This window comes from Desulfofundulus sp. TPOSR (assembly GCF_011393055.1).
Classification (GTDB): domain Bacteria; phylum Bacillota; class Desulfotomaculia; order Desulfotomaculales; family Desulfovirgulaceae; genus Desulfofundulus; species Desulfofundulus kuznetsovii.
In genome coordinates, this window is record NZ_JAAOEF010000001.1 from 1504488 (window position 1) to 1525512 (window position 21025).

A 21025-nucleotide genomic window follows, 5' to 3' on the forward strand; every position below is an offset into this window, starting at 1 on the left:
AGTGGACTTCCGGCGCATATGCAGCGCTGCCAGGTTCGCTCCGAGGCCAGCCGATGTTTCGTCCGGCCCGGAGCACGGAGCGACGGGGGACGACCGCCAACCCGATAGTTATGCGACAGTATTTCTAAAATAATCGGTCTTTGGGGTCGGGAAGTATGGGCAAGCAAAAGGTTTTTAAGCTAAATGAATATCGAAAGAAGGAGAGGATGGTACCGGGCCTTGAACCCCTGGACAACGGGGATAGGAGGACCCGCTTCCATGCACCCCTGAATAAAGTCAAGGCGTTTTTAAAGGAGCGAAAGTGGCTCCTGCTGGCGCTGCTTTTAACGGTCCTCATCTGCCTGTTGCCCACCCCCCGTGGCCTGACCGTGCACGGTAAATATGCTCTGGGCCTCTGGGCCTTTGTCGTCATGTGCTTCTTGACCGAAGCGGTGCCCCTGCCCATGACCGCCATGCTTATCGGCTGCTACCAGGTTTTCACCGGCATCGCCAGCTTTAGGGAGGTTCCCCGTACCTTTATGGATGATGCCGTGATTTTCATCATGGGCGTGCTGATGATGGGCGCCATGCTGATGAAATATAATATCCACAACCGGGTGGCTCTCTTCATGCTCAAGCTATGCGGCGCCCGCATTGAAAGGGTTATCCTGGGCATCGTGGCCTTTTGCGCCATCAGCGCCGGCTTCATTACGGAACATGCCGCGGTGATGATCATGCTGCCCATCGGGGTGGGCATTGTTTCTTTAAGCGGCGGCTACAAAAAGGTTCCCAACCTGGCCAAGCTGATCATGCTCTCCATCGCCTACGGCGTGATGATTGGAAGTGTCTCCGCGCCGTCGGGGGGCGCCCGCAATGCCCTGATGCTGGGCCTTTTAAGCAGCCTGGGCATAAACATCGGCTACGGACAGTGGATGCTCATGGTCATGCCCTTTACCCTGATCATGATCCCTATAGTTAGTTACTGGCTGCTGAACCTCTTTTCTCCGGAAATTACAGACCTCTCCGGGACTGTCCAGGCCATCAGGGAGGAAATGGAAGCCGATGGTCCCATGACCAGCCAGGCCCGGATGGCCCTGGCCATTTTTCTGGCCGTGGTGGTCAGCTGGATCTTTGCCAGCCAGCGCTTTGGGGTGGGCAACATTGCCATGGTGGGCATTCTCCTGGCGGCGGTATTGCGCCTGATCGACTGGAGCTACCTGCAGCAAAAAACCCAGTGGGGAGTGGTATTGCTTTACGCCGGGGCCATTTCCATGGGCAAAATGCTCATTGCCACCGGCGCCGCTTCCTGGCTGGCCGGGCAGTTCCTGCACCTGGCGGCGGTCGCCGAGGTGACCGAGGGAATTTCCCTGCTGGCGGTTACCGCCACGGTAACTGCCCTGGTGACCAATACCATGGCCGACGGGCCCACGGTGGCCGTCCTTGGTCCCATCTTTCTGAAGGTGGCTGAACTGTCCCGGACCTCGCCCCTGGTTATTGGCGTGGCCACCTCCCTGGCTTCGGCCTTTTCCTACCTCCTGGTGATTGCCACTCCCGCCAACGCCATTGTTTACGGTCCCGGTTTTTTGCGGGCACAGGATTTTTTAAAGGCTGGAGGCGTACTTTTTCTTATTTCCCTGGTCCTCACCGTTGCCTTTCTCGGCAGTTTCTGGTGGCGGGTGCTGGGCGTCTGGTAACCGGGCTGTTCTTAAAGAACACAATTCCAGTGGCGTCCAGAGCGAGGATAATGTCGGAAGACTCTTAATTTAAAAAATAACAAAGTGAATTATTGCACAATCCAGGAGGCTGTGTTATACTTGAAGCAAAGAAAGGGTACAGACACCGGAATGTGAATAAGTGCACAACCTGAAATTAACAGCATATTTTGTAGTGAACAGATGTGGTGAAAAGCCAGTAAACACAAGGGTTTTGGACCCAGACAGATTGAAGCAAAACAAGGGATAAATGGAGTATGTGAGCGCTGTAACAATCCTGGGGAAATGTGCTGTTGTGTAGTGACAAAAGACTCTCCTTACCAGTCGGGTGCCGTTGCGGGTTCATTGAATATCTACCAGGTTGACTTGGGGGTGATGTGCCCATGTTTTTCCGAAAAGTTACCAGCCGCAGCGGGGGGAAGGAATACACCTACCTGAAACTCATTGAAAACTACCGGGAAGGGAACAAGGTAAAACAGAGGGTGATCGCCAACCTGGGCAACCTGGAGAACCTGACGCCGGAAAAGGTGGAGGGGCTGATCGACGGCCTGGCCCGGATATGCGGTGTTTCCCGGCGGCCGGCCAGCATCGAGGCGAAAAAGGTTCTGCGCTACGGCGAGGTCCTGGCCATCCACCGGATCTGGGAGATGCTGGACGTGGGGGGAGCCGTGGAGGCCGCTTTTTCCGGTGAAAGGTACGACCCGGACACCGCCCTGCTCCTGGAACTGATGGCCATAAACCAGATCATCAATCCCCCAAATAAACAGGCCATTAGCGAGTGGTACCGGTGCCTTTACTTTCCCGAGGCCCAGGGCAAAGAATTTTTGGATCACCACTTTTACCGGGCGCTGGACAGTGTGGCCGGCGTGAAAGAAAGGCTGGAGGAGGAACTTTTTCAGAGGTTGTGCGCCTTTACCCGCGTCAGCCGGGAGGTTGCTTTTTGCCTGCTGACCACGGCAACCGTTGAGCCGGCTCCCCGCAGCGACCTTGAACATTCGCCCTATGGCCGGTACATTTTACAATCACCCCTGGAGGAGCAGCTCGTTTACCTGGGGATTCTGGTCAGCCGTGAGGGTATGCCCTTTGGGCACCGCATCCTGCACGAGGTGCCCGATGAGGGGGACTTCCGGGAAATTGTACACCACCTGCAGGCCGCGCACGGTACCCGGCAGTGTATCTTTGTAGGTGACCGCCGCCTGGTGGCCGCCCCTCACCTGGAGGTTTTGATGTCCCACGGCTACCATTACCTGGTACGCCGTAAGGTTCAGTCGGAATGGGAGTTAAGGTTGTGTGAGCGGGAACTGGTGGAGAACCGGGCGGAGTTTATAGAAGTGGATGAGTCTCTCTGGTACAGGGAAGTCGTGGAAGGGGGGGTGCGGTACCTGGTGTGCTACAGCCCGGCGGCGGCAAGGGAAAAGATGATTGCCCTTGCGGAACGCCTGGATGAGGTGGAGGAGGAATTGCGGAAACTTCAAAAAGCGGTCGCCCCGGAAAACCGTTCGGGCAGGAGGACCCTTCCCAGGGGTGCCGCCATCCTGAAGGATAAATACTGCCGCCGTTATTTTGACTGGCATTACAGCGAGGCCACCGGGGAGCTGACCTGGCGCCGCAAGGAAGACGTGATCACCCGGGAGAAGAAAACGGCGGGGGCTTTCCTCCTGGAAACCAACGCCCCCCTGTTGGACGGCAGGGAATTGTTGCTGGCTTACACCCGCCTGGGCCAGCTGGGGGAATCCTTTGAGGAAATCAGGAGTTTTGAGACCAGGCCGAAAGAGTTTTACCGCGAGCGCAACCTTTCCGCCAGCATCTTCGTATGCGTACTGGCGGCCATGCTGGAAAAGACCCTGGAAGGGTTGCTCAGGCGGGCGGGGATACCTCTTACCTCCCGTCAGGCCCTGGAACTGCTGGAGGAAGTGAAGGTGGCCATCAACCGGGTGGACGATGTGGAGCTGAAATCGGTGACGAGCATAGAAAAAACCCAGGAAGAAATCCTGCAGGCCATCGGGGTGCCCGACCCCAGGGCGGTTGTGGTTTAGGCACTCCGGCCTGTGATTACCCCGACGGGAGGAGGTGGACCCATGGAAAAAAGGGTTGGGGACGTCATGGTGCCCATCATGGAATTTGCCACGGTAGCCGGGGAAGCAACGGCTAAAGACGCAGTGGCGGCCCTCAAGACCGGCCGGGGCTACCCGGTGGTACTGGTACTGGAAAATGGTAAGGTGGCCGGGATGATCGGGCTGAAGGAGATTCTCCGGGGGTTGGATCCGGTGATGTTTAAGAAAGACACTTACGGCGGCTGGACCATCAGCCCCGACTGGAAAGAACCCGTGCTGTTTACGGGTCACTTCCAGGAGCGCTGCGCGGCCCTGGCCGAACGTCCGGTAAAAGAAATCATGGTGCCTGTACCGCGCCGGTTAAAAGCTCAGGACAGCATCGTTAAAGCTGCCCACATCATTCTCAGCATCGGGCAGGAACCGGTACCCGTCTGGGAGGAAGACCGGCTGGTGGGTATGGTGGGCATGAAAGAGATTTTTGCCGAAATGGTGCGGGAGCTGGACAGTGGGGGCGGTGGCTCGCGAGGCAAGGTGATCTTTGCCGATCAATACCGCCGGAAGGCCAGGGTCACTACCACAACGGGGTAGTGACAAAAAATTGCCCCGATTAGTGAAACATTTCACAATCCCCGGATCGGAAATTTAAGAGCCCTCAGGCTTATATGTTTGGAGGTTGTCACTACGGTTTGTAGTGGCAAAAGGGGAAGGAGGTGAGAAGGCCTGCGCGGTGCGAAGGGCAAAAGAGCATACCGGGCTGGCAGTGAGTGGAAGGGAATATTTAAAACGCCAGGTTGGGAGAGTTGGCCAGTTTGGGGGAACTAATTTAAGGAGGTATCATCTATGGGAATGTTTAGAAGGATTGCCGGGGGCGGTTTGGCAGCCGGTGAATTCCTGACCGCCCTGTCCCGGAAACAGGCCCAGTGGGAACTGGAAATGAGCCGGGTAATTTTGGGCCGGCGCTGGAAGCTCCTGCTGGTAGCTTTGTTCCCCGTCCTTTTGGGCCTGGGGATGGAGATGGCTGTGGCAGCCGGCCTGCCCGAGCACATCGGCGGTCATAAAGCCTACATGCCCAGCTTTGCCACCACCGAGATGTTTATTGGCTCGATCTTTGTAGGCGTCATGGCCGGCTTGATTACCGGCGTAATTGGTGCGGGTGGCGGCTATGTCCTGACTCCGGCGCTGATGAGCATCGGGGTGAAAGGGATCATGGCTGTGGGTACCGACCAGTTCCACCTCTTTGCCAAGGCAATCATGGGTACGGTCATCCACCGCAAGATGGGTAACGTGAACTTCTGGATTGCCGCGTGGTTCGTCCTGGGTTCCGTGACCGGGGCCTCCGTGGGCGGTGTGCTCAACAGGGCCATCTACCAGAAAAGCCCCGCCTTGAGCGATGCCTTCATCAGTGCGGTATACGTGTTCATGCTGGGCATTCTGGGGTTCTACGCCCTGGCCGACTGGCTCAGAATGCGTAAGGGCATCACCGGCGGTACCAGGTCTTCCGGTGCCGACGCCACCACCAGTTTTGCCCGGTGGCTGCAGTCCCTTCCCTTGAAGCCGCGGGTAAAGTTCGACGAGCACATTGTCCCCGGCGGCCGGAGCATCGCCGTATACCCGATTATCATCTGTGGCTTCATCGTTGGTTTTGTCGCAGCGATCATGGGCGTGGGCGGCGGCTTCCTGACCTTCCCCATGATGGTTTACGGCCTGGGCGTATCCACCTTCACCACCGTGGGTACCGACATCCTGCAGATCATCTTCACCACCGGCTACTCCTCCATCACCCAGTATGCCATTTACGGCTACGTCTTCTACACCGTAGCCATGGGCATGCTCCTGGGATCCCTGGTGGGTGTGCAGATGGGTGCCCTGGTGACCAGGATGGTGAAAGGGGTCACCATAAGAGCCTTCTACGCCCTGACCATTCTGGCCGGCTTTGTGAACCGCATCTGCGCCCTGCCGGGCAAGCTTAACGAGGTTGGCTGGATCAGCATGAACAAGGCCACCGCTGCTCTGATCAACAGTGTGGGTACGGTGATCTTCTTTGCCCTGGTAGGCATCTTCTCGGTGTGGATCCTGGCCGTGTTCTTCAAGGGCGCCGGCAAGATCCGGGAAGCCGAGCGGCAGGCTCTCACGGCCGGCAGCGCGGGCGTAGGGCACTGAGGTAGCCCGTAAAAAAAGGGGTGAAATCCGGTATGATTATACGGAAAAGGGAATTCTTTATCGGTATAGTGCTGCTCATCTCCTTCTTCGTGGTTCTGGCGGTAATGATGAGTCCGGTGATGAACGGCAAAACGGTCATCGGCTATGCTGACGACCTGTTTAACGAGTTAACCAAGGGTTCAACCTACTACATTCCCGGTATCATGAGCAAGGCGAAAAATTTTGAGGGACAGAATTTCCAGGTAACCCTGGAGGCCAGAGATAAAGAAGAAGCAGCTAAAATGACGGGGTTCTTTACCGCCGCCGGGGCCGCAGTGGCGGCACAGGGGCAAAAACTGACGGTCAGCGGGGACCTGGGTAAAATGGCCCAGACGGCGCTGACCGATGCGGATGCGGAGTTTAACAACCGGGGCGATCAGATCAAGGGCCGTTACGGGCTGGAGTCCCGGGAAGTAATCTACTACTGGTGGAACCTTTTCGACACCCTCCAGAAGCACTATAAACTGGAAGCCCGCGCCGGTGAGATGTCCTTTGCAGGATCGGTGCTGACCAAGGCCCTGGAGCCCGCATATAACTTCGAAGGGATCCATGCAGCCAAAGTAGCCGATAAAGCCGGCGTGACCACCTTCATGCTCGCCTTTTACGTCATCTACACCATGTGGTACGGTTTTGCCATGATGTTCATCTTTGAAGGCCTGGGCATTTCGGCCTCCGCCCACGGGGAAAAGGCAGAGGCCTGACGCCCGGCTCCGGGAGCCGCCGGATGGAGGGGTGTGCATACCGGCGGGCATTAAGTGAAATAGCAGCTTCAACAGGCGGTGCCTTTAAAAGGCGCCGCTTTGTTTTTATGATTCGGCAGGTACAGGCTGGTTTTGTGCTTGTGAATCCTATCTTTTTGTCATCCGCCTATTGATTTCTGAAAATTTAGGACTATAATAAAATCAACAGGGCGGCTATGTGGAGCTTGTTAAAATTCGTACAAATTGTCACTACATACAAACCTCAGTTTTGTCACCACAACTCTTTAGCCGGAAAAAGCCCCACTTTAATTTTCGAACGGGGGTATAAAAAATGAACAAAGGTCAATCACCGTCTTTAAGGGAGGAACCCCGGTGGCTTGAAAACCTGGGCCTGGCGGTAGACATCCTGGGAGTGGGCACCATTATCAACCTGACCGCTTTGCTGGTGGTAAAAGTGTTTATGAATGACTTTTACAACAGCGTGGTAACCTTTCTCTTCCGCTGAAAGGGAGAGGTGTTGACTCACGGTTTGGCGGCAAAGCAGGCATCAGCAGGAGCCTGTTTTTGTTTTGCCCGTGCAGGCGGGAGCCATTGAGGCCCCGCTTTTTGTTTTGTGCCGGCCGTCCTGAAGAAGTCAAATTTTCAGCCAGAAAAAAATAAATACCCTCTTTTTGCCCGGCGGAAAACAGGATATAATATTTAAAATTTAGTTAAGATGCCCTTGCCCGGCTCTTAAGGTGAAAGGATGATTGGTATTGCGCAAAGAGGTGCTGGTAACCATCCGTGGAACGCAGACCAATGACCTGGGGGAGCGGGAAACCATCGAACTGGTGACGAAAGCCAACTATTATCAGAAAAACAGTTCTTTTTACATCGTTTACAATGAGTCTGAAATTTCCGGCCTGGCCGGAACCACTACCTCTCTGAAGGCTGAACCCAGCCGGGTTACCTTAAACCGCATGGGTACGGCCGAAGTAAAGCAGGTCTTTGAAGAAGGAATTCACCATGAAACCAGTTACGTGACGCCTTACGGGTCCATGTGGATCCGGGTTCTGCCCTGGAAAGTAGAGGTGGACTTGACAGAGGTGGGCGGAAGTATTAATCTGGAATACGAGCTGGAATTATGCCGGCAAAGGATCGGTTACAACGAATTATCCATTACCGTGCAGGAGGTCTAGTTTCTGAAAGATGAAAGGTCTAGTCCAGGAGGTACGGGAACACCTGGCCGGTGCTCTGGAAAGGGCACTGGCTTCTGCTGTAAACAGGGGTTTGCTGCCCGCGGTCACTCCCCCGGCCTTTGTGGTGGAGGTGCCCCGGGAAAAGGAGCACGGAGATTTTGCCACCAATCTGGCCATGCTCCTGGCCAGGCCGGCCCGTCTCGCACCCCGCAAGATTGCCGAGGCCCTGGTGGCCCATTTAGACCTGACCGGGATTTCGGTGGAAAAGGTGGAAGTGGCCGGACCCGGTTTTATTAATTTCTACCTGGCTCCCCGGTGGGTGCTGGCCGAGCTGCCCCGCATTATTGCAGCGGATCAGGACTACGGACGGGTGAACCTGGGCAACGGTTCCCGGGTGCAGGTGGAATTTGTCAGCGCCAACCCCACCGGGCTTTTGCACATGGGCAACGCCCGGGGAGCGGCCCTGGGGGACAGCATTGCCGCCATTTTAGATTTTGCCGGTTACCGGGTCACCCGGGAGTACTACATCAATGATGCCGGCAACCAGATCGAAAATTTCGGGCGGTCCCTGGAAGCCCGCTACTTCCAGCTTCTCGGCCGGCCGGCTCAAGTGCCCGAGGAGGGCTACCACGGGGAAGATATTGTCGACACGGTAAGGGGCTTTGTGGAGCGCTTCGGCGATCAATACCTGCACGCTCCGGAGGTAGAGAGGCGCCGGGCTCTGGTGGATTACGCCCTGAAAGAGAAACTGGGTGCCATCAAGAAGGCCCTGGAGGATTTCGGCGTACATTATGACGTGTGGTTTTCCGAGAAGAGCCTGCACGAATCGGGGGCGGTAAGGGAGGCCATCGACATCCTGCGCCGCCGGGGGTACCTCTACGAATATGAAGGGGCGCTCTGGTTTAAGGCGACGGAATTCGGAGTGGAAAAAGACGAGGTGCTGGTGCGCAGCAACGGCGTGCCCACCTACTTTGCGGCGGATATTGCCTACCACCTGGACAAATTCCGCCGCGGCTTTGACCGCGTTATAAACATCTGGGGGGCGGACCACCACGGCCATGTGGCCCGCATGAAGGGGGCGGTGGCCGCCCTGGGCTACAACCCCGATGCCCTGGAAATTGTGATCATGCAGCTGGTGCGCCTGTACCGGGGCGGGGAGCTCGTGCGCATGAGCAAGCGCTCCGGCCAGTTTGTCACCCTGGAGGAGCTGGTGGAGGAGGTCGGCAGGGATGCGGCCCGCTACTTTTTTGTGCTGCGCAGCGCCGACAGCCACCTGGATTTTGACCTGGACCTGGCCAAGGAGCAAAGCAACGAGAACCCGGTCTATTACATCCAGTACGCCCACGCCCGCATCTGCAGCATTTTGCGCCAGCTGGGCTGGTTAGTTCCTGCGCCGGAGCAGGTGGACCTGGGGCTTTTAAAGGAAGAGGCGGAACTGGCCCTGGCCCGCAAGCTGGCCGATTTCCCCGAGGAGGTGGCCCTGGGGGCAAAGGATCTGGCCCCCCACCGTATGGCTCGCTACCTGCATGAAGTGGCGGGACTGCTGCACAGCTTTTACAACAGCCACCGGGTGATTACCGGGGACGAGGCCCTGACCGCCGCCCGGCTGGTGCTGGTGGACGCCACCCGCATCGTCCTGCGGAACGGCCTGCGTCTGCTGGGCCTCTCCGCCCCGGAGAGGATGTGATTGTAGATAGTCCGTTTGGGGGGAGTGCGCCTCTTTGTTGAAGGAACCTGTTCTGGCAATGATCACAGGTTTTGTGGCCGGTGCGGCCTTTGCCTGGTTAAAGTTGCCCGTGCCCGCACCCCCTACCCTGGCGGGAGTCATGGGGGTGGTGGGCCTTTTTCTGGGCTACCTTGTGGTGGCCCGCATTATAAACCGTTAGATCTGTTGACATGTCCTTTTGCCACGGCTAGAATAGGATAGGTATGAGATACCGTCGCAAGAACCGGAAAAAGGTATCCGGCTGCCTTTCGGATGATCGTTGTAACGGGTACAACCGCCGTGCCGTAAAAAACTTAGCCCGGGTTTTTGTGGCATATTTTGCATATATCATAAAAAATACAGCAATAATCTTTGACAGGAGGCTATCATGGCCAAATTTATTTTTGTCACCGGTGGAGTAGTATCATCGTTGGGCAAGGGTATTACTGCCGCTTCCCTGGGCCGCCTGTTGAAAAGCCGCGGCCTGAAGGTGGCCATTCAAAAACTGGACCCTTATATCAATATTGATCCCGGCACCATGAGCCCCTACCAGCACGGGGAGGTTTTTGTTACCGAGGACGGCGCGGAAACCGACCTGGACCTGGGACACTATGAACGCTTCATCGACAGCAATTTGAGCCGCAGCAGCAACGTAACCACCGGGGGTATCTACTGGTCGGTGATCACCAAGGAGCGCCGGGGCGACTACCTGGGCGCCACCGTACAGGTAATCCCCCACATCACCAACGAGATCAAGGAAAGGATCCTGCGTGTTGCCGACGAATCAAACCCGGACGTGGTCATTACGGAGATTGGCGGTACCGTTGGCGATATCGAGTCCCTTCCCTTTCTGGAGGCCATCCGCCAGCTGCGCACCGACCTGGGCCGGGAGAACGTCATGTACATCCACGTCACGCTGGTGCCTTATCTCAAAGTAGCCAACGAATTAAAAACAAAACCCACCCAGCACAGCGTAAAGGAGCTCCGCAGCATCGGCATTCAACCCGACGTGATTGTCTGCCGTACGGAGCGCCCCCTTTCCCGGGAAATGGAGGAAAAAATAGCCCTTTTTTGCGACATTGACCCCCGGGCGGTAATCCAGGCAGTGGACGCCCCCTCTATCTATGAAGTGCCCCTGATGCTGGAGAAGGAGGGCCTGGGGGAAATAACGGTGCAGCGCCTGGGCCTGGAATGTCATCCTCCCGAACTGACCGAATGGGAAGATATGGTCAACCGCATGAAGAACCTGCGGGAGAAAGTTGTTATCGGCCTGGTGGGCAAGTATGTCTCCCTGCCCGACGCCTATTTCAGCGTGGCCGAAGCCCTGCGCCATGCCGGGCTCTATCATGGTGCCGCGGTGGACATTCGCTGGATCAATTCCGAAGAACTGGAATGCAGGCCGGTTGAGGATTATCTCCATGATGTGGATGGTGTACTGGTTCCCGGGGGATTCGGGGACCGGGGCATCGAAGGGAAAATCAAGGCCATCAAATTTGCCCGGGAGAAAAGGATCCCCTTTTTGGGCATTTGCCTGGGGATGCAGCTGGCGGTGGTGGAATACGCCCGCCACGTTCTGAACTGGCCCCGGGCCAACAGCTCCGAGTTTGATCCCCGCACCCCGTATCCGGTTATCGACTTGTTGCCGGAACAAAAGGAGCTGGACCGCCTGGGCGGCACCATGCGTTTGGGCCGTTATCCCTGCCGCCTGGTACCCGGAACCCTGGCCCACAGGGCCTACGGGGAAGAAATTATTTACGAAAGACATCGCCATCGCTACGAACTGAACAACACCTACCGGGATGAACTGTCCCGGGGAGGACTTGTCTTTAGCGGTACGCGTCCGGACGGCTACCTGGTGGAAATCGTCGAACTGCCGGGGCATCCCTGGTTTTTGGGCACGCAGTTTCATCCCGAGTTTAAATCCAGGCCGAACCGGCCCCATCCCCTTTTCCGGGACTTTGTCGGTGCTTCCCTGACTTACCGGGGAAGCCGTGCTTAACCCTGCATGGGATCAACCGGCCGGGTAAAGAATAGGCCTGTGGGAGGTTTGCTGGCGTGAAGAGAAGGATCGTAGCTGCCGTGGTGTGTGTAGCGGTGTTGCTTTCCCTGGCTGGCGGTCTGGTGAGCGTGCTTTCCCGTCCGGACAGGGGAATAAAAGTTCCCCGGGGTACCGGTGCGGTGGCCATAATTCCCATTACCGGCACCATTGTCAGCGGCCGGGCTACCCCGGGATTCTTTGGTTCAGGGACAGGCTCGGAGGATGTGATGGAGCGGCTGCGCCAGGCGTCCCAGGACCCGGCGGTTAAGGCCGTGGTGCTGCGGTTAAACAGCCCGGGGGGTACCGCTGCGGGCGCCCAGGAGATTGCCGCGGAAGTGGATAACCTGCGCAAAAGCGGCAAGAAGGTGGTGGCCTCCATGGGGGACGCCGCGGCCTCCGGAGCTTACTGGATTGCCAGCCGCGCGGATAAAATTGTGGCCAATCCCGGGAGCCTGACCGGCAGCATTGGTGTAATCATGCAGACCCAGGACCTGCGGGGTTTATACAACAAGCTGGGCATCAACACCCGCACCTTTAAAAGCGGCCCCTACAAAGACATGGGTTCACCAAGCCGGCCGGTAACCCCCGAGGAACAGGACATCTTTCAGGGGATGGTTGATGACATTTACGACCAGTTTCTGCGTGCTGTATCGGAAGGCAGGAAGATGGAGCTGGACCGGGTGAGAAAACTGGCCGATGGGCGGGTATATACCGGGCGGCAGGCCCAAAAACTGGGGCTGGTGGATGAGCTGGGCAACCTGCGGGATGCCGTGCGCCTGGCCGGCCGTCTGGCCGGGTTGGGTCCCAACCCCGTAACCACCGAGCTGGGTCCCCGCGGTTTCTGGTCCGGAGTCCTGTCCGGGACGCTTTTCCCCAAGGGGTTTGGCAGCGCTTTTCCGGACAACAAAACAGCCATCTGGCTGGTCTGTCCCCCCTGCCTCCCCCCTGGTTCGGGGGGCGATACGCTCAGATTTCCCATTTCTTAAGGGGACACTTTGAAAACGGAGGTGGTCCAGGTGGAAGAGCGCACCGAGAATCCCGGCGGGGTTTTATCCTCCGGTGAAGATGTTCATGGCGTCCCGGCGGTAAATGAGGCTCCCCCGGAGCCCCCCATGGGCTTTCTGGATATCATTTACGGGGTCTTTTTTGACCCCAGGGCTACTTTCCGGCGGTTGGCCGCCCGCCCGCCCCTTGGCCTGGCGGTTTTGATCTTCACTCTGGTCAACCTGGCCGGCGCCCTCATGGGGGGCCTGGTGGGGTACCGCCTGACCCTGCCGCCCGGTCATCCCTACATGGGCATGCACTGGCTGGCACCGGCCGCTCCCCTCGTGGCGGTGGCAGGCCTGGTTTTCCAGTATGTGAAGTGGGTGGTGGTGAGCGCCCTTTTGCACCTTACCGCCGGCTTGCTGGACGGACGGGGCAGGGCCTCTGGAATCTTAACCATAACTGCCCTGGCGGCGTTGCCGGCACTGCTCATGATACCCGTTGATTTGCTGCTTTTCCTGCTTGATACCCGGGGAATGACCTTAACCGTGGTCACGGCGATTTTAGGACTGGCGGTTTTCATATGGGGTGTCGTCCTGGTAGTCCTGGGGCTGATGGAGGTATACCAGTTTTCAGCAAGCCGCGCTTTGCTTACGGTGTTGCTGCCACCGGCCGTGATTATCCTGAGCGGGATTATTTTGCTGGTGCTTTTTGCTGCGGGCATCTCTTCCCTCTTTCCCCTGAACAGCTGACCCTGGTAAAAAAATTTCCCCCATGGAAGGGATTTGATACCCCCTGCCGAATCACTACTTTAACGTATCACGCCGTGAGGGTGAAACCAGTTTCAGGCAGGGGGGTAAGGGGGATGACGGATTGCCGGTATTACTTGCTGGTGGTAGATGATCAGGCCGGAGTGCGCCGGATGCTGCTGGAGGCTTTCACAGATGACGGATATGAAGTGGTAGTGGCCGTTTCCGGCCCTGAGGCACTCCAGAAGCTTAAGCATGGTGGTATAGACCTGGTGCTGCTGGACATGAAAATGCCTGGAATGAGCGGACTGGACACCCTGCGGGAAATTCGCAAGCTGAAGCCGGATCTGCCGGTGATCATGATGACCGCATACGGGGAGCTTGAACTGCTTGGTGAAGCCAAAAAGCTGGGAGTCAGACATTATGTGAGCAAGCCCTTTGATCTCCAGGAAGTGCGTTACCTTGTCCGGGCCCTCCTGGCGGACAGGCGTCCGGCCAGGAGATACCTGGAGGTAATTGGCTAAAAGGAGTAAGGCAACAAGTTTTTTTAAAGGTTACCGTGTGGGGGTTTGGTTTGCGTGGTCATCAATACCCAAACGACCCTGGTGATGCGATGTCCGGAATGCGGCAGGTTGGAACACCACGGGATTTCCCGTTTTGCCCTGGTGGGCGCCCGTTCCTCACTGCATATCCACTGTTCCTGCGGTGCGCTCAAGTTGTCACTCACTTCACAGGGCAATAAGGTGAACCTCCAGGTCCCCTGTGTGGTTTGTGGTGCAAGCCACACCCTTTTGGTTAACGCCCACACTCTGTGGTCCAGCGGGAACATCGAGCTGTTCTGCCAGACTACCGGTCTGGAGCTGGGGTACCTGGGGGCGGAGGACCAGGTGCACGAACAGGCCCGCCTGGAAGAAACCCTGAATGGGCTGGATTTTATGGTGGATAACTTTTTCCATAACCAGGAAGTGATGTCTGCGGTTTTAAAACATATGCACAACCTGGGTAAAGCCGGGAGGCTTTACTGCGAGTGTGGAAATCAACGCATTGAAGTGGATATCTTCCCCGATCGCTTGGAACTGCACTGTAGCCGTTGCGACAACCTTTACATAGTTTATGCAGAAACCCAAAAAGATCTGGATGCCATAGGGCGTACCTGGAAAATAGAGTTGACCCGGCATACTTTCGCCCATCTTGGGAAAACCAGGGAAACGCCGCCGCAACTGTGATTGGTGGCATTGTCCCCGCCGTAGCGAAGGCAGGGCGTGTGGTAACGGCGATTATACTAAAAAATTTTTCCCCGGGGGATAATGGAAAAAAAAGAAGGGGGGGAATGAAATGCCCCTTGTTCCGGTAAGTGTGTTGCTCAGGGAAGCCGCGGTGGAAGGCTATGCCGTGGGAGCCTTTAATTGTAGTAATCTGGAAATAGTGCAGGCCATCGTGGCTGCGGCGGAGGCGGAAAAGGCACCAGTGATCATGCAGGCCAGTCAGGGAGCCATTAAGTACGCCGGCGTCGACTATATTGCGGCCATGGTACGGGTGGCCGCCCGCGGCGCCAGGGTACCGGTGGCCCTGCACCTGGACCATGGTACCAGCTTTGATCAGGTCGTCCGTTGCCTGGTAGCCGGTTTTTCCTCGGTGATGATTGACGGTTCCCACCTGCCCCTGGAGCAAAATATTGCCCTTACCCGCCGGGTGGTGTCGGCTGCCAGGCCGGTGGGGGTTTCCGTGGAGGCTGAGCTGGGGAGAATTGGCGGTGTGGAAGACGACATTGCGGTTACCGACCGGGAGGCCTTTTTTACCGACCCGGAGGAGGCCCGTTACTTTGTAGAGCAAACGGGCGTAGATTCCCTGGCCGTAGCCATCGGCACGGCCCATGGCCGCTATAAAGGCGAGCCCAGGCTGGACTTTGACCGCCTGACCAGGATTAAAGAGCTGGTGCCCGTTCCCCTGGTGTTGCACGGGGCTTCCGGCGTGCCCGACGAAGCCATCAGGGAAGCCATTCGCCGGGGAGTGCGCAAGATAAACATTGATACCAATATCCGGGAAGCCTTTGTGGGGGCGGTCCGGCACAAGCTCGACGAAAATCCCCAGGAAATCGACCCCCGCAAGATCCTGGGTCCGGCCCGGGAAGCGGCCATTGAGGTAATCCGGGAAAAGATGCGGGTCTTTGGCTGCTCCGGGAAGGTCAGGGGGTAAAAATTAGCGGCCTCATTAAGGTACAGTCGTAAAACCGGAAACGAAACGGGCGGCGGTCGTCCCTTTAGGAGCGACATTGCGGAGGGCCGGATACGAAACACGGCGCTGCCGAGGTTAGCGAACCGGCAGCGCGAATCGCGCTGGTAACAGTATCGATAGAATGATTGAGCTACTTTATGCTATAACTACCCATGAGGAAAAAAGACTTCCGGCGCATATGCAGCGCTGCCAGGTTCGCTCCGAGGCAAGTCGATGTTTCGTCCGGCCCGTAGCACGGAGCGACGGGGGACGACCGCCGCCCCGGGTAGTTACGCGACAGTATCTAAAATAGATATGGCCGGAGTTCAAGGAGGACTTTTTATGCAGCTTTTTCTAGACACAGCCAATGTGGAAGAGATCAAAAAAGCCTACGCCCTGGGGGTAATCAGTGGCGTAACCACCAACCCGTCCTTGATTGCCAGGGAGGGCCGGGATTTTGCCGAAGTGGTGCGGGAAATCACCTCCATTGTGGACGGGCCGATCAGCGCCGAAGCAGTGAGCATTGATGCGCAAGGCATGATTGCGGAGGCGGAGGAACTGGCAGCCATTCATCCCAACATCGTAGTCAAAATCCCTATGACCGGTGAAGGGCTCAAAGCGGTGAAGTTCCTTGCGTCCAAGGGGATCAAAACCAATGTTACCCTGGTTTTTTCGGCCAACCAGGCTCTTTTAGCCGCCCTGGCCGGGGCTACCTATGTCAGCCCCTTTGTGGGCCGGCTGGATGATGTCGGCCACGACGGGCTGGAATTGATCCAGGACATCATGGCCATATACAGCAATTACGATTTCCCGACTAAAGTGATTGCGGCCAGTATTCGCCACCCGGTACATGTAACCATGGCCGCCCGGGCCGGTGCGGACATCGCCACCGTACCTTATAAAGTGCTCATGCAAATGCTCAAGCACCCCTTAACCGACATCGGTATTGAAAGATTCCTGGCCGATTGGGCCACGGTTCCCAGGAAGTAAGATATTCCAAAACCCATGGTGATGATGCGCGTCAAGGAAAAACTTTTGAGCTGGAAAAACTACCTGGTAGAAAAATATCATCAAGTAATGGACCTTCCCGACGCCCCGCATAAAATTGCCCACGGGGTCGCCCTGGGTACGGCGTTGGACTTTTTCCCCATCCCCCTGATCAGCATCCCCGTAGCATACCTCTTAGCCCGGTGCTTAAGGGTAAGCGCCGTTGCCGCCGCCCTTTCGGCTGCTTTTTTCAAGTGGGCCGTTCCCTTCTTTTACGCCCTGAATTACCTCGTGGGCAGCACCGTCACCGGGGACAGCCTGGCGGTTGGTGCGGGTGCCGGGGGGTCCCTTTCCACCCTCAAACAAATGGGCTACCCCTTTTTTATTGGTGCAGCTATAGACGCTGCCCTCGCGTGGATCTTGATTTACTTCCTCGTGCGCCGTATTTTGGAAGTACGGCGGGCCATAAAACATTCTTGAGTACGTCCCCTCTTGTGTAAAACCAGCCGGGCTGGTCTCCTCCTTAACTTCCTGTAAATATTCAGTAAGACCATTATGACAATGATGCGGTGCGCATCTTACACGAAGCCCTGGAGTAAGCACGGACCCAGTACTCACTGAACTAATGATCCTTTTTCCAAAACCTTTTGTAATAAGTGGTGAATGCCGGTCTTTGAAGTACAGCTTTTTCAGTGAGTGCTGGGCGTTGCGGCAGAATTTTTGGGGCCGCTCCCCAGTAGTATTTGGAAAGGAATGGATGCAGTGTGAATTATTCGGAACTAGAAGGCAAAACCATGCAGGAACTGTACAAAATAGCCCGGGAACTGGAGCTTACCGGGTATTCCCGCCTGCGCAAGCGGGAACTGATTTTTGAAATCATTAAAGCCCAGACGGAAAAAAACGGGCTCATCTACGCCCAGGGGGTGCTGGAGATACTCCCCGACGGCTACGGGTTCCTGCGGCCCTTCCAGTACCTGCCCAGCCACGATGATATCTACGTGTCTTCCTCCCAGATCCGCCGGTTCGACCTGCGCACCGGCGACCTCGTAGCCGGACAGGTGCGCGGGCCCAAGGAAAACGAGCGCTACTATGCCCTTTTGCGTGTGGAACAGGTTAACGGCGTCGATCCGGAGAAAGCCGTCGAGAGATTGCATTTCGACGGCCTCACCCCTCTCTACCCCCAGGAGCGGATCCGCCTGGAGACCCAGCCTGACAGGGTTGCCACCAGGATTATCGACCTGGTTGCCCCCATCGGCAAAGGACAGCGGGGTTTGATTGTGGCGCCGCCCAAAGCAGGCAAAACCATGCTTTTAAAAGAAATTGCCAACAGCATTACCCAGAATCATCCTGAAATTTACCTCATCGTGCTCCTTATTGACGAACGGCCGGAGGAAGTCACCGATATCGAACGTTCGGTTGACGGGGAAGTGGTGAGTTCCACCTTTGACGAGCCGCCGGAAAACCATGTAAAAGTGGCGGAAATGGTGCTGGAACGGGCCAAGCGCCTGGTGGAACACAAGCAGGATGTGGTGATCCTGCTGGACAGCATCACCCGGTTGGCCCGGGCGCATAACCTGGTGATCCCCCCCAGCGGGCGTACCCTGTCCGGGGGCGTGGATCCGGCGGCGCTCCATAAGCCCAAGCGGTTCTTCGGTGCCGCCCGCAACCTGGAGGAAGGGGGTAGCCTGACCATTCTGGCCACCGCCCTCATTGAAACGGGCAGCCGGATGGACGACGTGATCTTTGAAGAGTTCAAAGGTACGGGGAATATGGAGCTGATTTTGGACCGCCGCCTGGCGGAACGGCGCCTGTTCCCGGCCATTGATGTGCAGCGTTCCGGCACGCGCAAGGAAGAATTGCTGCTGTCCCGGGATGAACTGGAGTGGATCTGGTTTTTCCGCAAGGCAACCGTGGGCATGGCCCCCTGGGAGGCCATGGAGATGCTCGTGGAGCGCATGAAAAAAAACAAAACCAACGAAGAACTCCTGCGCCTCTTCCGTACTGCCCGCAAGAGCGGCCCGGTGGTTCCCCCCGACAGACCCCCCCGATGTGCGCCGGGACATTACCCCCGAAGGCCAGTGACCGTTCGCGTAATGTACTCTCCCGCCATGTATAAAAAAGCTCGCTTTTGGGCAATCCTCTTTTTTAGACTGCCTGATCACAAAATGGCGCGGGATTTTTATCTGCCCCGCCATCAAGCAGCTAAAGGAGAGGACTGCACATGGGCAAGTTAGTTAAGAAACATCTGCGCAAATTAACCATATTGCTCGCAGCCGGGACCTTCCTGGTGGTATGCCTGCTGCCCGGGAGGATGCCTCTTTTTGCCGCGCCCGATGAGGCCATTCTCACCGGCGTGTCCTACGGCAACCTCCCCCGGGTGGAAACAGGCCCGCCGGCCGGTGAACGGCATATGTACCGGGTGCAGCCCGGTGACACCCTGGAGGATATTGCCGGCCGTTTCGGCCTGCCGGTAACCGCCCTGCAGGAAGCAAACGGTATCCGGGATGCCGACCTGATCGTGGAAGGACAGGTACTGCAAATTCCCGCCGGGGTACTTACACATACGGTGTTACCCGGCGAAACCCTTTCGGACATTGCCCGGCGCTACCGGGTGCCCGTGTCCCGGCTGGTGGCCGTCAACGGTTTGTCAAACCCTGATACGCTGTTTCCGGGACAGCAGGTGACCATTCCTGCCGGGTACGGCGATCACCTGGCAGCAGCAGCTATCACGGCGGCCCTGCCGGTGGATCAGCTGGCCTGGCCCGTGGTGGGTTGGGTGAGCTCCCCCTTTGGCTGGCGGGATGGCCGGCCCCACGAGGGGGTGGACATTGCCGCCGGGGAGGGCGAACCCATCCGGGCGGTACGGTCCGGCCGGGTGACCTTTGCCGGCCCCCGGGGTACCTACGGCAACACGGTCGTTATTGATCACGGCGAAGGACTGGAGACCCTTTACGCCCACGCCCTCCAGGTGCTGGTGAAGCCGGGGCAGTGGGTGGAAGCCGGGGAGGTTATCGCCCTGGTGGGTAGCACCGGCCGTTCCACCGGTCCCCACCTGCACCTGGAGGTGCGCTTAAACGGCATACCCTATGACCCCCTGTTGTGTCTCACCCGCACCAGGGTGTAAAGGCCCGCGAACAAAGCGGGCCTTTTCGGGTCATTGACCGGCCCCTCCCCCGTTGGTTATAATGGGGGGGTAAAATTGTTGGAGCATGCCCGAATGGTGTTCAGATGGTTTTAACCGGTGGATGCTAAGGAAGGGGGTTTCTCAAGAATCGCAATTATTTCCCTGGCCATGTAGAGGCGGTTCCTATTCCGGCCTGTAATTTCGTATAGAACTCCTTCCTTGATCAGGTTTTCCATGTACCTTTTAGCCATAGAATAGGTAACATTGAGTTGTTGTGCAACCTGGGGTATACTTACGACAGGGAAAGAAAACAGAAGGTCACATAGACTTAGTAAGCCGCCAGAAATCCTTGATCGTTGAAAACGCTCCCTATATGCCACCTGGAGTTCCTGAAGTTTAGTCGCTCTAGTTATGGCATCCCTGGCCTGGTAACGTATCCCCCGCAAGAAGAAAATGAACCAACTTTCCCATGCACTACTTGTGTTGACTGCTTGCAGCAGGTCGTAATACGACGCGCGCTGGGATTCAAAGTACGGACTTAAATACAGCAAGGGTTGCGGGAGGATATCCCAGGCACACAGGAGCAATACGATAAGCATGCGGCCGAGACGTCCGTTACCATCTAAAAAAGGGTGGATAGCTTCAAACTGGTAGTGAATCATCGCAAGCTTTAAGAGCGGTGGCAGCTGTATATCTTCGTGGAGAAACTTTTCAAAGGAATCCAGTAAAGCCGGTAACTTAGAAACCGGAGGGGGTACGAAAACAGCGTTTGCAAGAGTGCTCCCCGGCGGCCCTATCCAGTTCTGGACCCTTCGAAATTCTCCAGGCGAGCGACCAGCGCCCCGGACCTCTTCCAGCAAAAGGGCGTGTAGTTCCCTTAGTAATCGAAGGCTTACTGGTAGCTCTTTGAGTCTTTGCAGACCGTATTCTAGAGCACGAACATAATTGAACACTTCAGGAACATCTTTCCTGACCAAATCCCCGTTCCACAACCGGAGCTGGCCCGATGCTTCGTAAACGTAAAGATCGGAAAGGGATGCTTGTGTTCCTTCTATGCGTGAAGAGAGCACGGCTTCATGCCGGAGAAAAGGCTTGATCAACAGGTGAGGATTTGGAATCATCTTACCCAGGCCGGAAAGTTCCCCTATGGCACGGTCCGCGGCGGAAAGTTCAGCAACAAGCTGAGGAGTCCAGTTTATCGCGGGTGGAAGTGGATTCGGTATAAATGCCCACCCTCCATCCTGAATACGAATTATTCGGCCGTTGGGGCGAGGGAAATCTTCCGGTTTCAACGAATCACCGCCTTAGCTTTATTGTACTAAAGTATAATTTCCCTTATTGTTATTATACTTTAAGGCTTAAAAATATAATAACCATATTTTGGTTAAAGATAAACGTATA

At 56.6% G+C, this 21025-nt stretch carries 20 protein-coding genes; 19 read left to right on the forward strand and 1 reads right to left on the reverse strand.

Translation table 11 applies throughout. The annotated features are described in order from the left end of the window. Positions 1-155 precede the first annotated feature (155 nt). From G7K71_RS07465 to G7K71_RS07555, 19 genes are all read left to right on the forward strand, one after another. Complete coding sequence (locus G7K71_RS07465; protein ID WP_243174591.1) at positions 156-1673, forward strand: DASS family sodium-coupled anion symporter; 1518 nt, start codon at positions 156-158, stop codon at positions 1671-1673. A 401-nt stretch (positions 1674-2074) separates the two neighbouring features. Then, positions 2075-3727: an IS1634 family transposase gene (locus tag G7K71_RS07470; protein ID WP_166344646.1), complete on the forward strand. Its 1653-nt coding sequence runs from the start codon at positions 2075-2077 to the stop codon at positions 3725-3727. Between the two features lie 42 nt (positions 3728-3769). After that, a complete protein-coding gene (locus G7K71_RS07475) occupies positions 3770-4333 on the forward strand; it encodes an HPP family protein (protein WP_166344648.1) in 564 nt (187 codons plus the stop codon). Between the two features lie 252 nt (positions 4334-4585). Continuing rightward, positions 4586-5905 carry a sulfite exporter TauE/SafE family protein gene (locus G7K71_RS07480; protein WP_013824458.1) on the forward strand — a complete coding sequence of 440 codons (1320 nt, stop codon included), beginning with the start codon at positions 4586-4588 and terminating at the stop codon, positions 5903-5905. 32 nt (positions 5906-5937) lie between these two features. Beyond that, a complete protein-coding gene (locus G7K71_RS07485) occupies positions 5938-6645 on the forward strand; it encodes a hypothetical protein (RefSeq protein WP_166344650.1) in 708 nt (235 codons plus the stop codon). A 331-nt stretch (positions 6646-6976) separates the two neighbouring features. Next, positions 6977-7150: a hypothetical protein gene (locus G7K71_RS07490; protein ID WP_013824456.1), complete on the forward strand. Its 174-nt coding sequence runs from the start codon at positions 6977-6979 to the stop codon at positions 7148-7150. A 250-nt stretch (positions 7151-7400) separates the two neighbouring features. Beyond that, positions 7401-7823 (forward strand): DUF1934 domain-containing protein, encoded by a 423-nt coding sequence (locus G7K71_RS07495; RefSeq protein WP_013824455.1) that lies wholly within the window; start codon positions 7401-7403, stop codon positions 7821-7823. Positions 7824-7833: 10 nt separating this feature from the next. Continuing rightward, positions 7834-9510: an arginine--tRNA ligase gene (gene argS / locus G7K71_RS07500; RefSeq protein ID WP_166344652.1), complete on the forward strand. Its 1677-nt coding sequence runs from the start codon at positions 7834-7836 to the stop codon at positions 9508-9510. 34 nt (positions 9511-9544) lie between these two features. Further along, positions 9545-9709 carry a DUF1427 family protein gene (locus tag G7K71_RS07505; RefSeq protein ID WP_313884906.1) on the forward strand — a complete coding sequence of 55 codons (165 nt, stop codon included), beginning with the start codon at positions 9545-9547 and terminating at the stop codon, positions 9707-9709. A gap of 207 nt (positions 9710-9916) precedes the next feature. Further along, entirely contained in the window at positions 9917-11527 is a 1611-nt protein-coding gene (locus tag G7K71_RS07510; RefSeq protein WP_166344654.1) for a CTP synthase, read from the forward strand. A gap of 56 nt (positions 11528-11583) precedes the next feature. After that, on the forward strand, positions 11584-12552 hold the full coding sequence (gene sppA, locus G7K71_RS07515) for a signal peptide peptidase SppA (RefSeq protein WP_013824451.1): 969 nt from the start codon (positions 11584-11586) through the stop codon (positions 12550-12552). 30 nt (positions 12553-12582) lie between these two features. Next, positions 12583-13302 (forward strand): Yip1 family protein, encoded by a 720-nt coding sequence (locus G7K71_RS07520; protein WP_166344656.1) that lies wholly within the window; start codon positions 12583-12585, stop codon positions 13300-13302. Between the two features lie 113 nt (positions 13303-13415). After that, the gene (locus tag G7K71_RS07525; RefSeq protein ID WP_013824449.1) at positions 13416-13823 is read left to right on the forward strand and encodes a response regulator; all 408 of its coding nucleotides are present in this window, start codon (positions 13416-13418) and stop codon (positions 13821-13823) included. A 54-nt stretch (positions 13824-13877) separates the two neighbouring features. Continuing rightward, complete coding sequence (locus tag G7K71_RS07530) at positions 13878-14525, forward strand: hypothetical protein (protein ID WP_013824448.1); 648 nt, start codon at positions 13878-13880, stop codon at positions 14523-14525. Between the two features lie 109 nt (positions 14526-14634). After that, positions 14635-15495, forward strand: coding sequence for a class II fructose-1,6-bisphosphate aldolase (locus G7K71_RS07535; protein WP_013824447.1), 861 nt, complete (start codon positions 14635-14637; stop codon positions 15493-15495). 360 nt (positions 15496-15855) lie between these two features. Then, positions 15856-16503 (forward strand): fructose-6-phosphate aldolase, encoded by a 648-nt coding sequence (fsa, locus tag G7K71_RS07540; RefSeq protein ID WP_013824446.1) that lies wholly within the window; start codon positions 15856-15858, stop codon positions 16501-16503. Between the two features lie 15 nt (positions 16504-16518). Continuing rightward, positions 16519-16980: a DUF2062 domain-containing protein gene (locus G7K71_RS07545; RefSeq protein WP_013824445.1), complete on the forward strand. Its 462-nt coding sequence runs from the start codon at positions 16519-16521 to the stop codon at positions 16978-16980. Between the two features lie 314 nt (positions 16981-17294). Then, positions 17295-18734, forward strand: coding sequence for a transcription termination factor Rho (rho, locus tag G7K71_RS07550; protein WP_243174592.1), 1440 nt, complete (start codon positions 17295-17297; stop codon positions 18732-18734). Continuing rightward, positions 18722-19624 carry a peptidoglycan DD-metalloendopeptidase family protein gene (locus G7K71_RS07555; protein WP_166344658.1) on the forward strand — a complete coding sequence of 301 codons (903 nt, stop codon included), beginning with the start codon at positions 18722-18724 and terminating at the stop codon, positions 19622-19624. The genes rho and G7K71_RS07555 overlap by 13 nt, the downstream gene beginning before the upstream one ends. A 110-nt stretch (positions 19625-19734) precedes the next feature. Here G7K71_RS07555 and G7K71_RS07560 read toward each other — a convergent pair whose 3' ends face one another. Continuing rightward, positions 19735-20916, reverse strand: a complete 1182-nt coding sequence (locus G7K71_RS07560) for a Fic family protein (RefSeq protein WP_166344660.1) — start codon at positions 20914-20916, stop codon at positions 19735-19737. Positions 20917-21025: the final 109 nt, after the last annotated feature.

Coding starts and splice junctions, on each gene's coding strand:
- G7K71_RS07555 (WP_166344658.1), top strand. CDS start 18,722: ATGGGCAAGTTAGTTAAGAAACATCTGCGCAAATTAACCATATTGCTC.
- G7K71_RS07480 (WP_013824458.1), top strand. CDS start 4,586: ATGGGAATGTTTAGAAGGATTGCCGGGGGCGGTTTGGCAGCCGGTGAA.
- fsa (WP_013824446.1), top strand. CDS start 15,856: ATGCAGCTTTTTCTAGACACAGCCAATGTGGAAGAGATCAAAAAAGCC.
- G7K71_RS07535 (WP_013824447.1), top strand. CDS start 14,635: ATGCCCCTTGTTCCGGTAAGTGTGTTGCTCAGGGAAGCCGCGGTGGAA.
- rho (WP_243174592.1), top strand. CDS start 17,295: ATGCAGGAACTGTACAAAATAGCCCGGGAACTGGAGCTTACCGGGTAT.
- G7K71_RS07485 (WP_166344650.1), top strand. CDS start 5,938: ATGATTATACGGAAAAGGGAATTCTTTATCGGTATAGTGCTGCTCATC.
- G7K71_RS07465 (WP_243174591.1), top strand. CDS start 156: ATGGGCAAGCAAAAGGTTTTTAAGCTAAATGAATATCGAAAGAAGGAG.
- G7K71_RS07525 (WP_013824449.1), top strand. CDS start 13,416: ATGACGGATTGCCGGTATTACTTGCTGGTGGTAGATGATCAGGCCGGA.
- G7K71_RS07475 (WP_166344648.1), top strand. CDS start 3,770: ATGGAAAAAAGGGTTGGGGACGTCATGGTGCCCATCATGGAATTTGCC.
- G7K71_RS07470 (WP_166344646.1), top strand. CDS start 2,075: ATGTTTTTCCGAAAAGTTACCAGCCGCAGCGGGGGGAAGGAATACACC.
- argS (WP_166344652.1), top strand. CDS start 7,834: ATGAAAGGTCTAGTCCAGGAGGTACGGGAACACCTGGCCGGTGCTCTG.
- G7K71_RS07510 (WP_166344654.1), top strand. CDS start 9,917: ATGGCCAAATTTATTTTTGTCACCGGTGGAGTAGTATCATCGTTGGGC.
- G7K71_RS07490 (WP_013824456.1), top strand. CDS start 6,977: ATGAACAAAGGTCAATCACCGTCTTTAAGGGAGGAACCCCGGTGGCTT.
- G7K71_RS07545 (WP_013824445.1), top strand. CDS start 16,519: ATGGTGATGATGCGCGTCAAGGAAAAACTTTTGAGCTGGAAAAACTAC.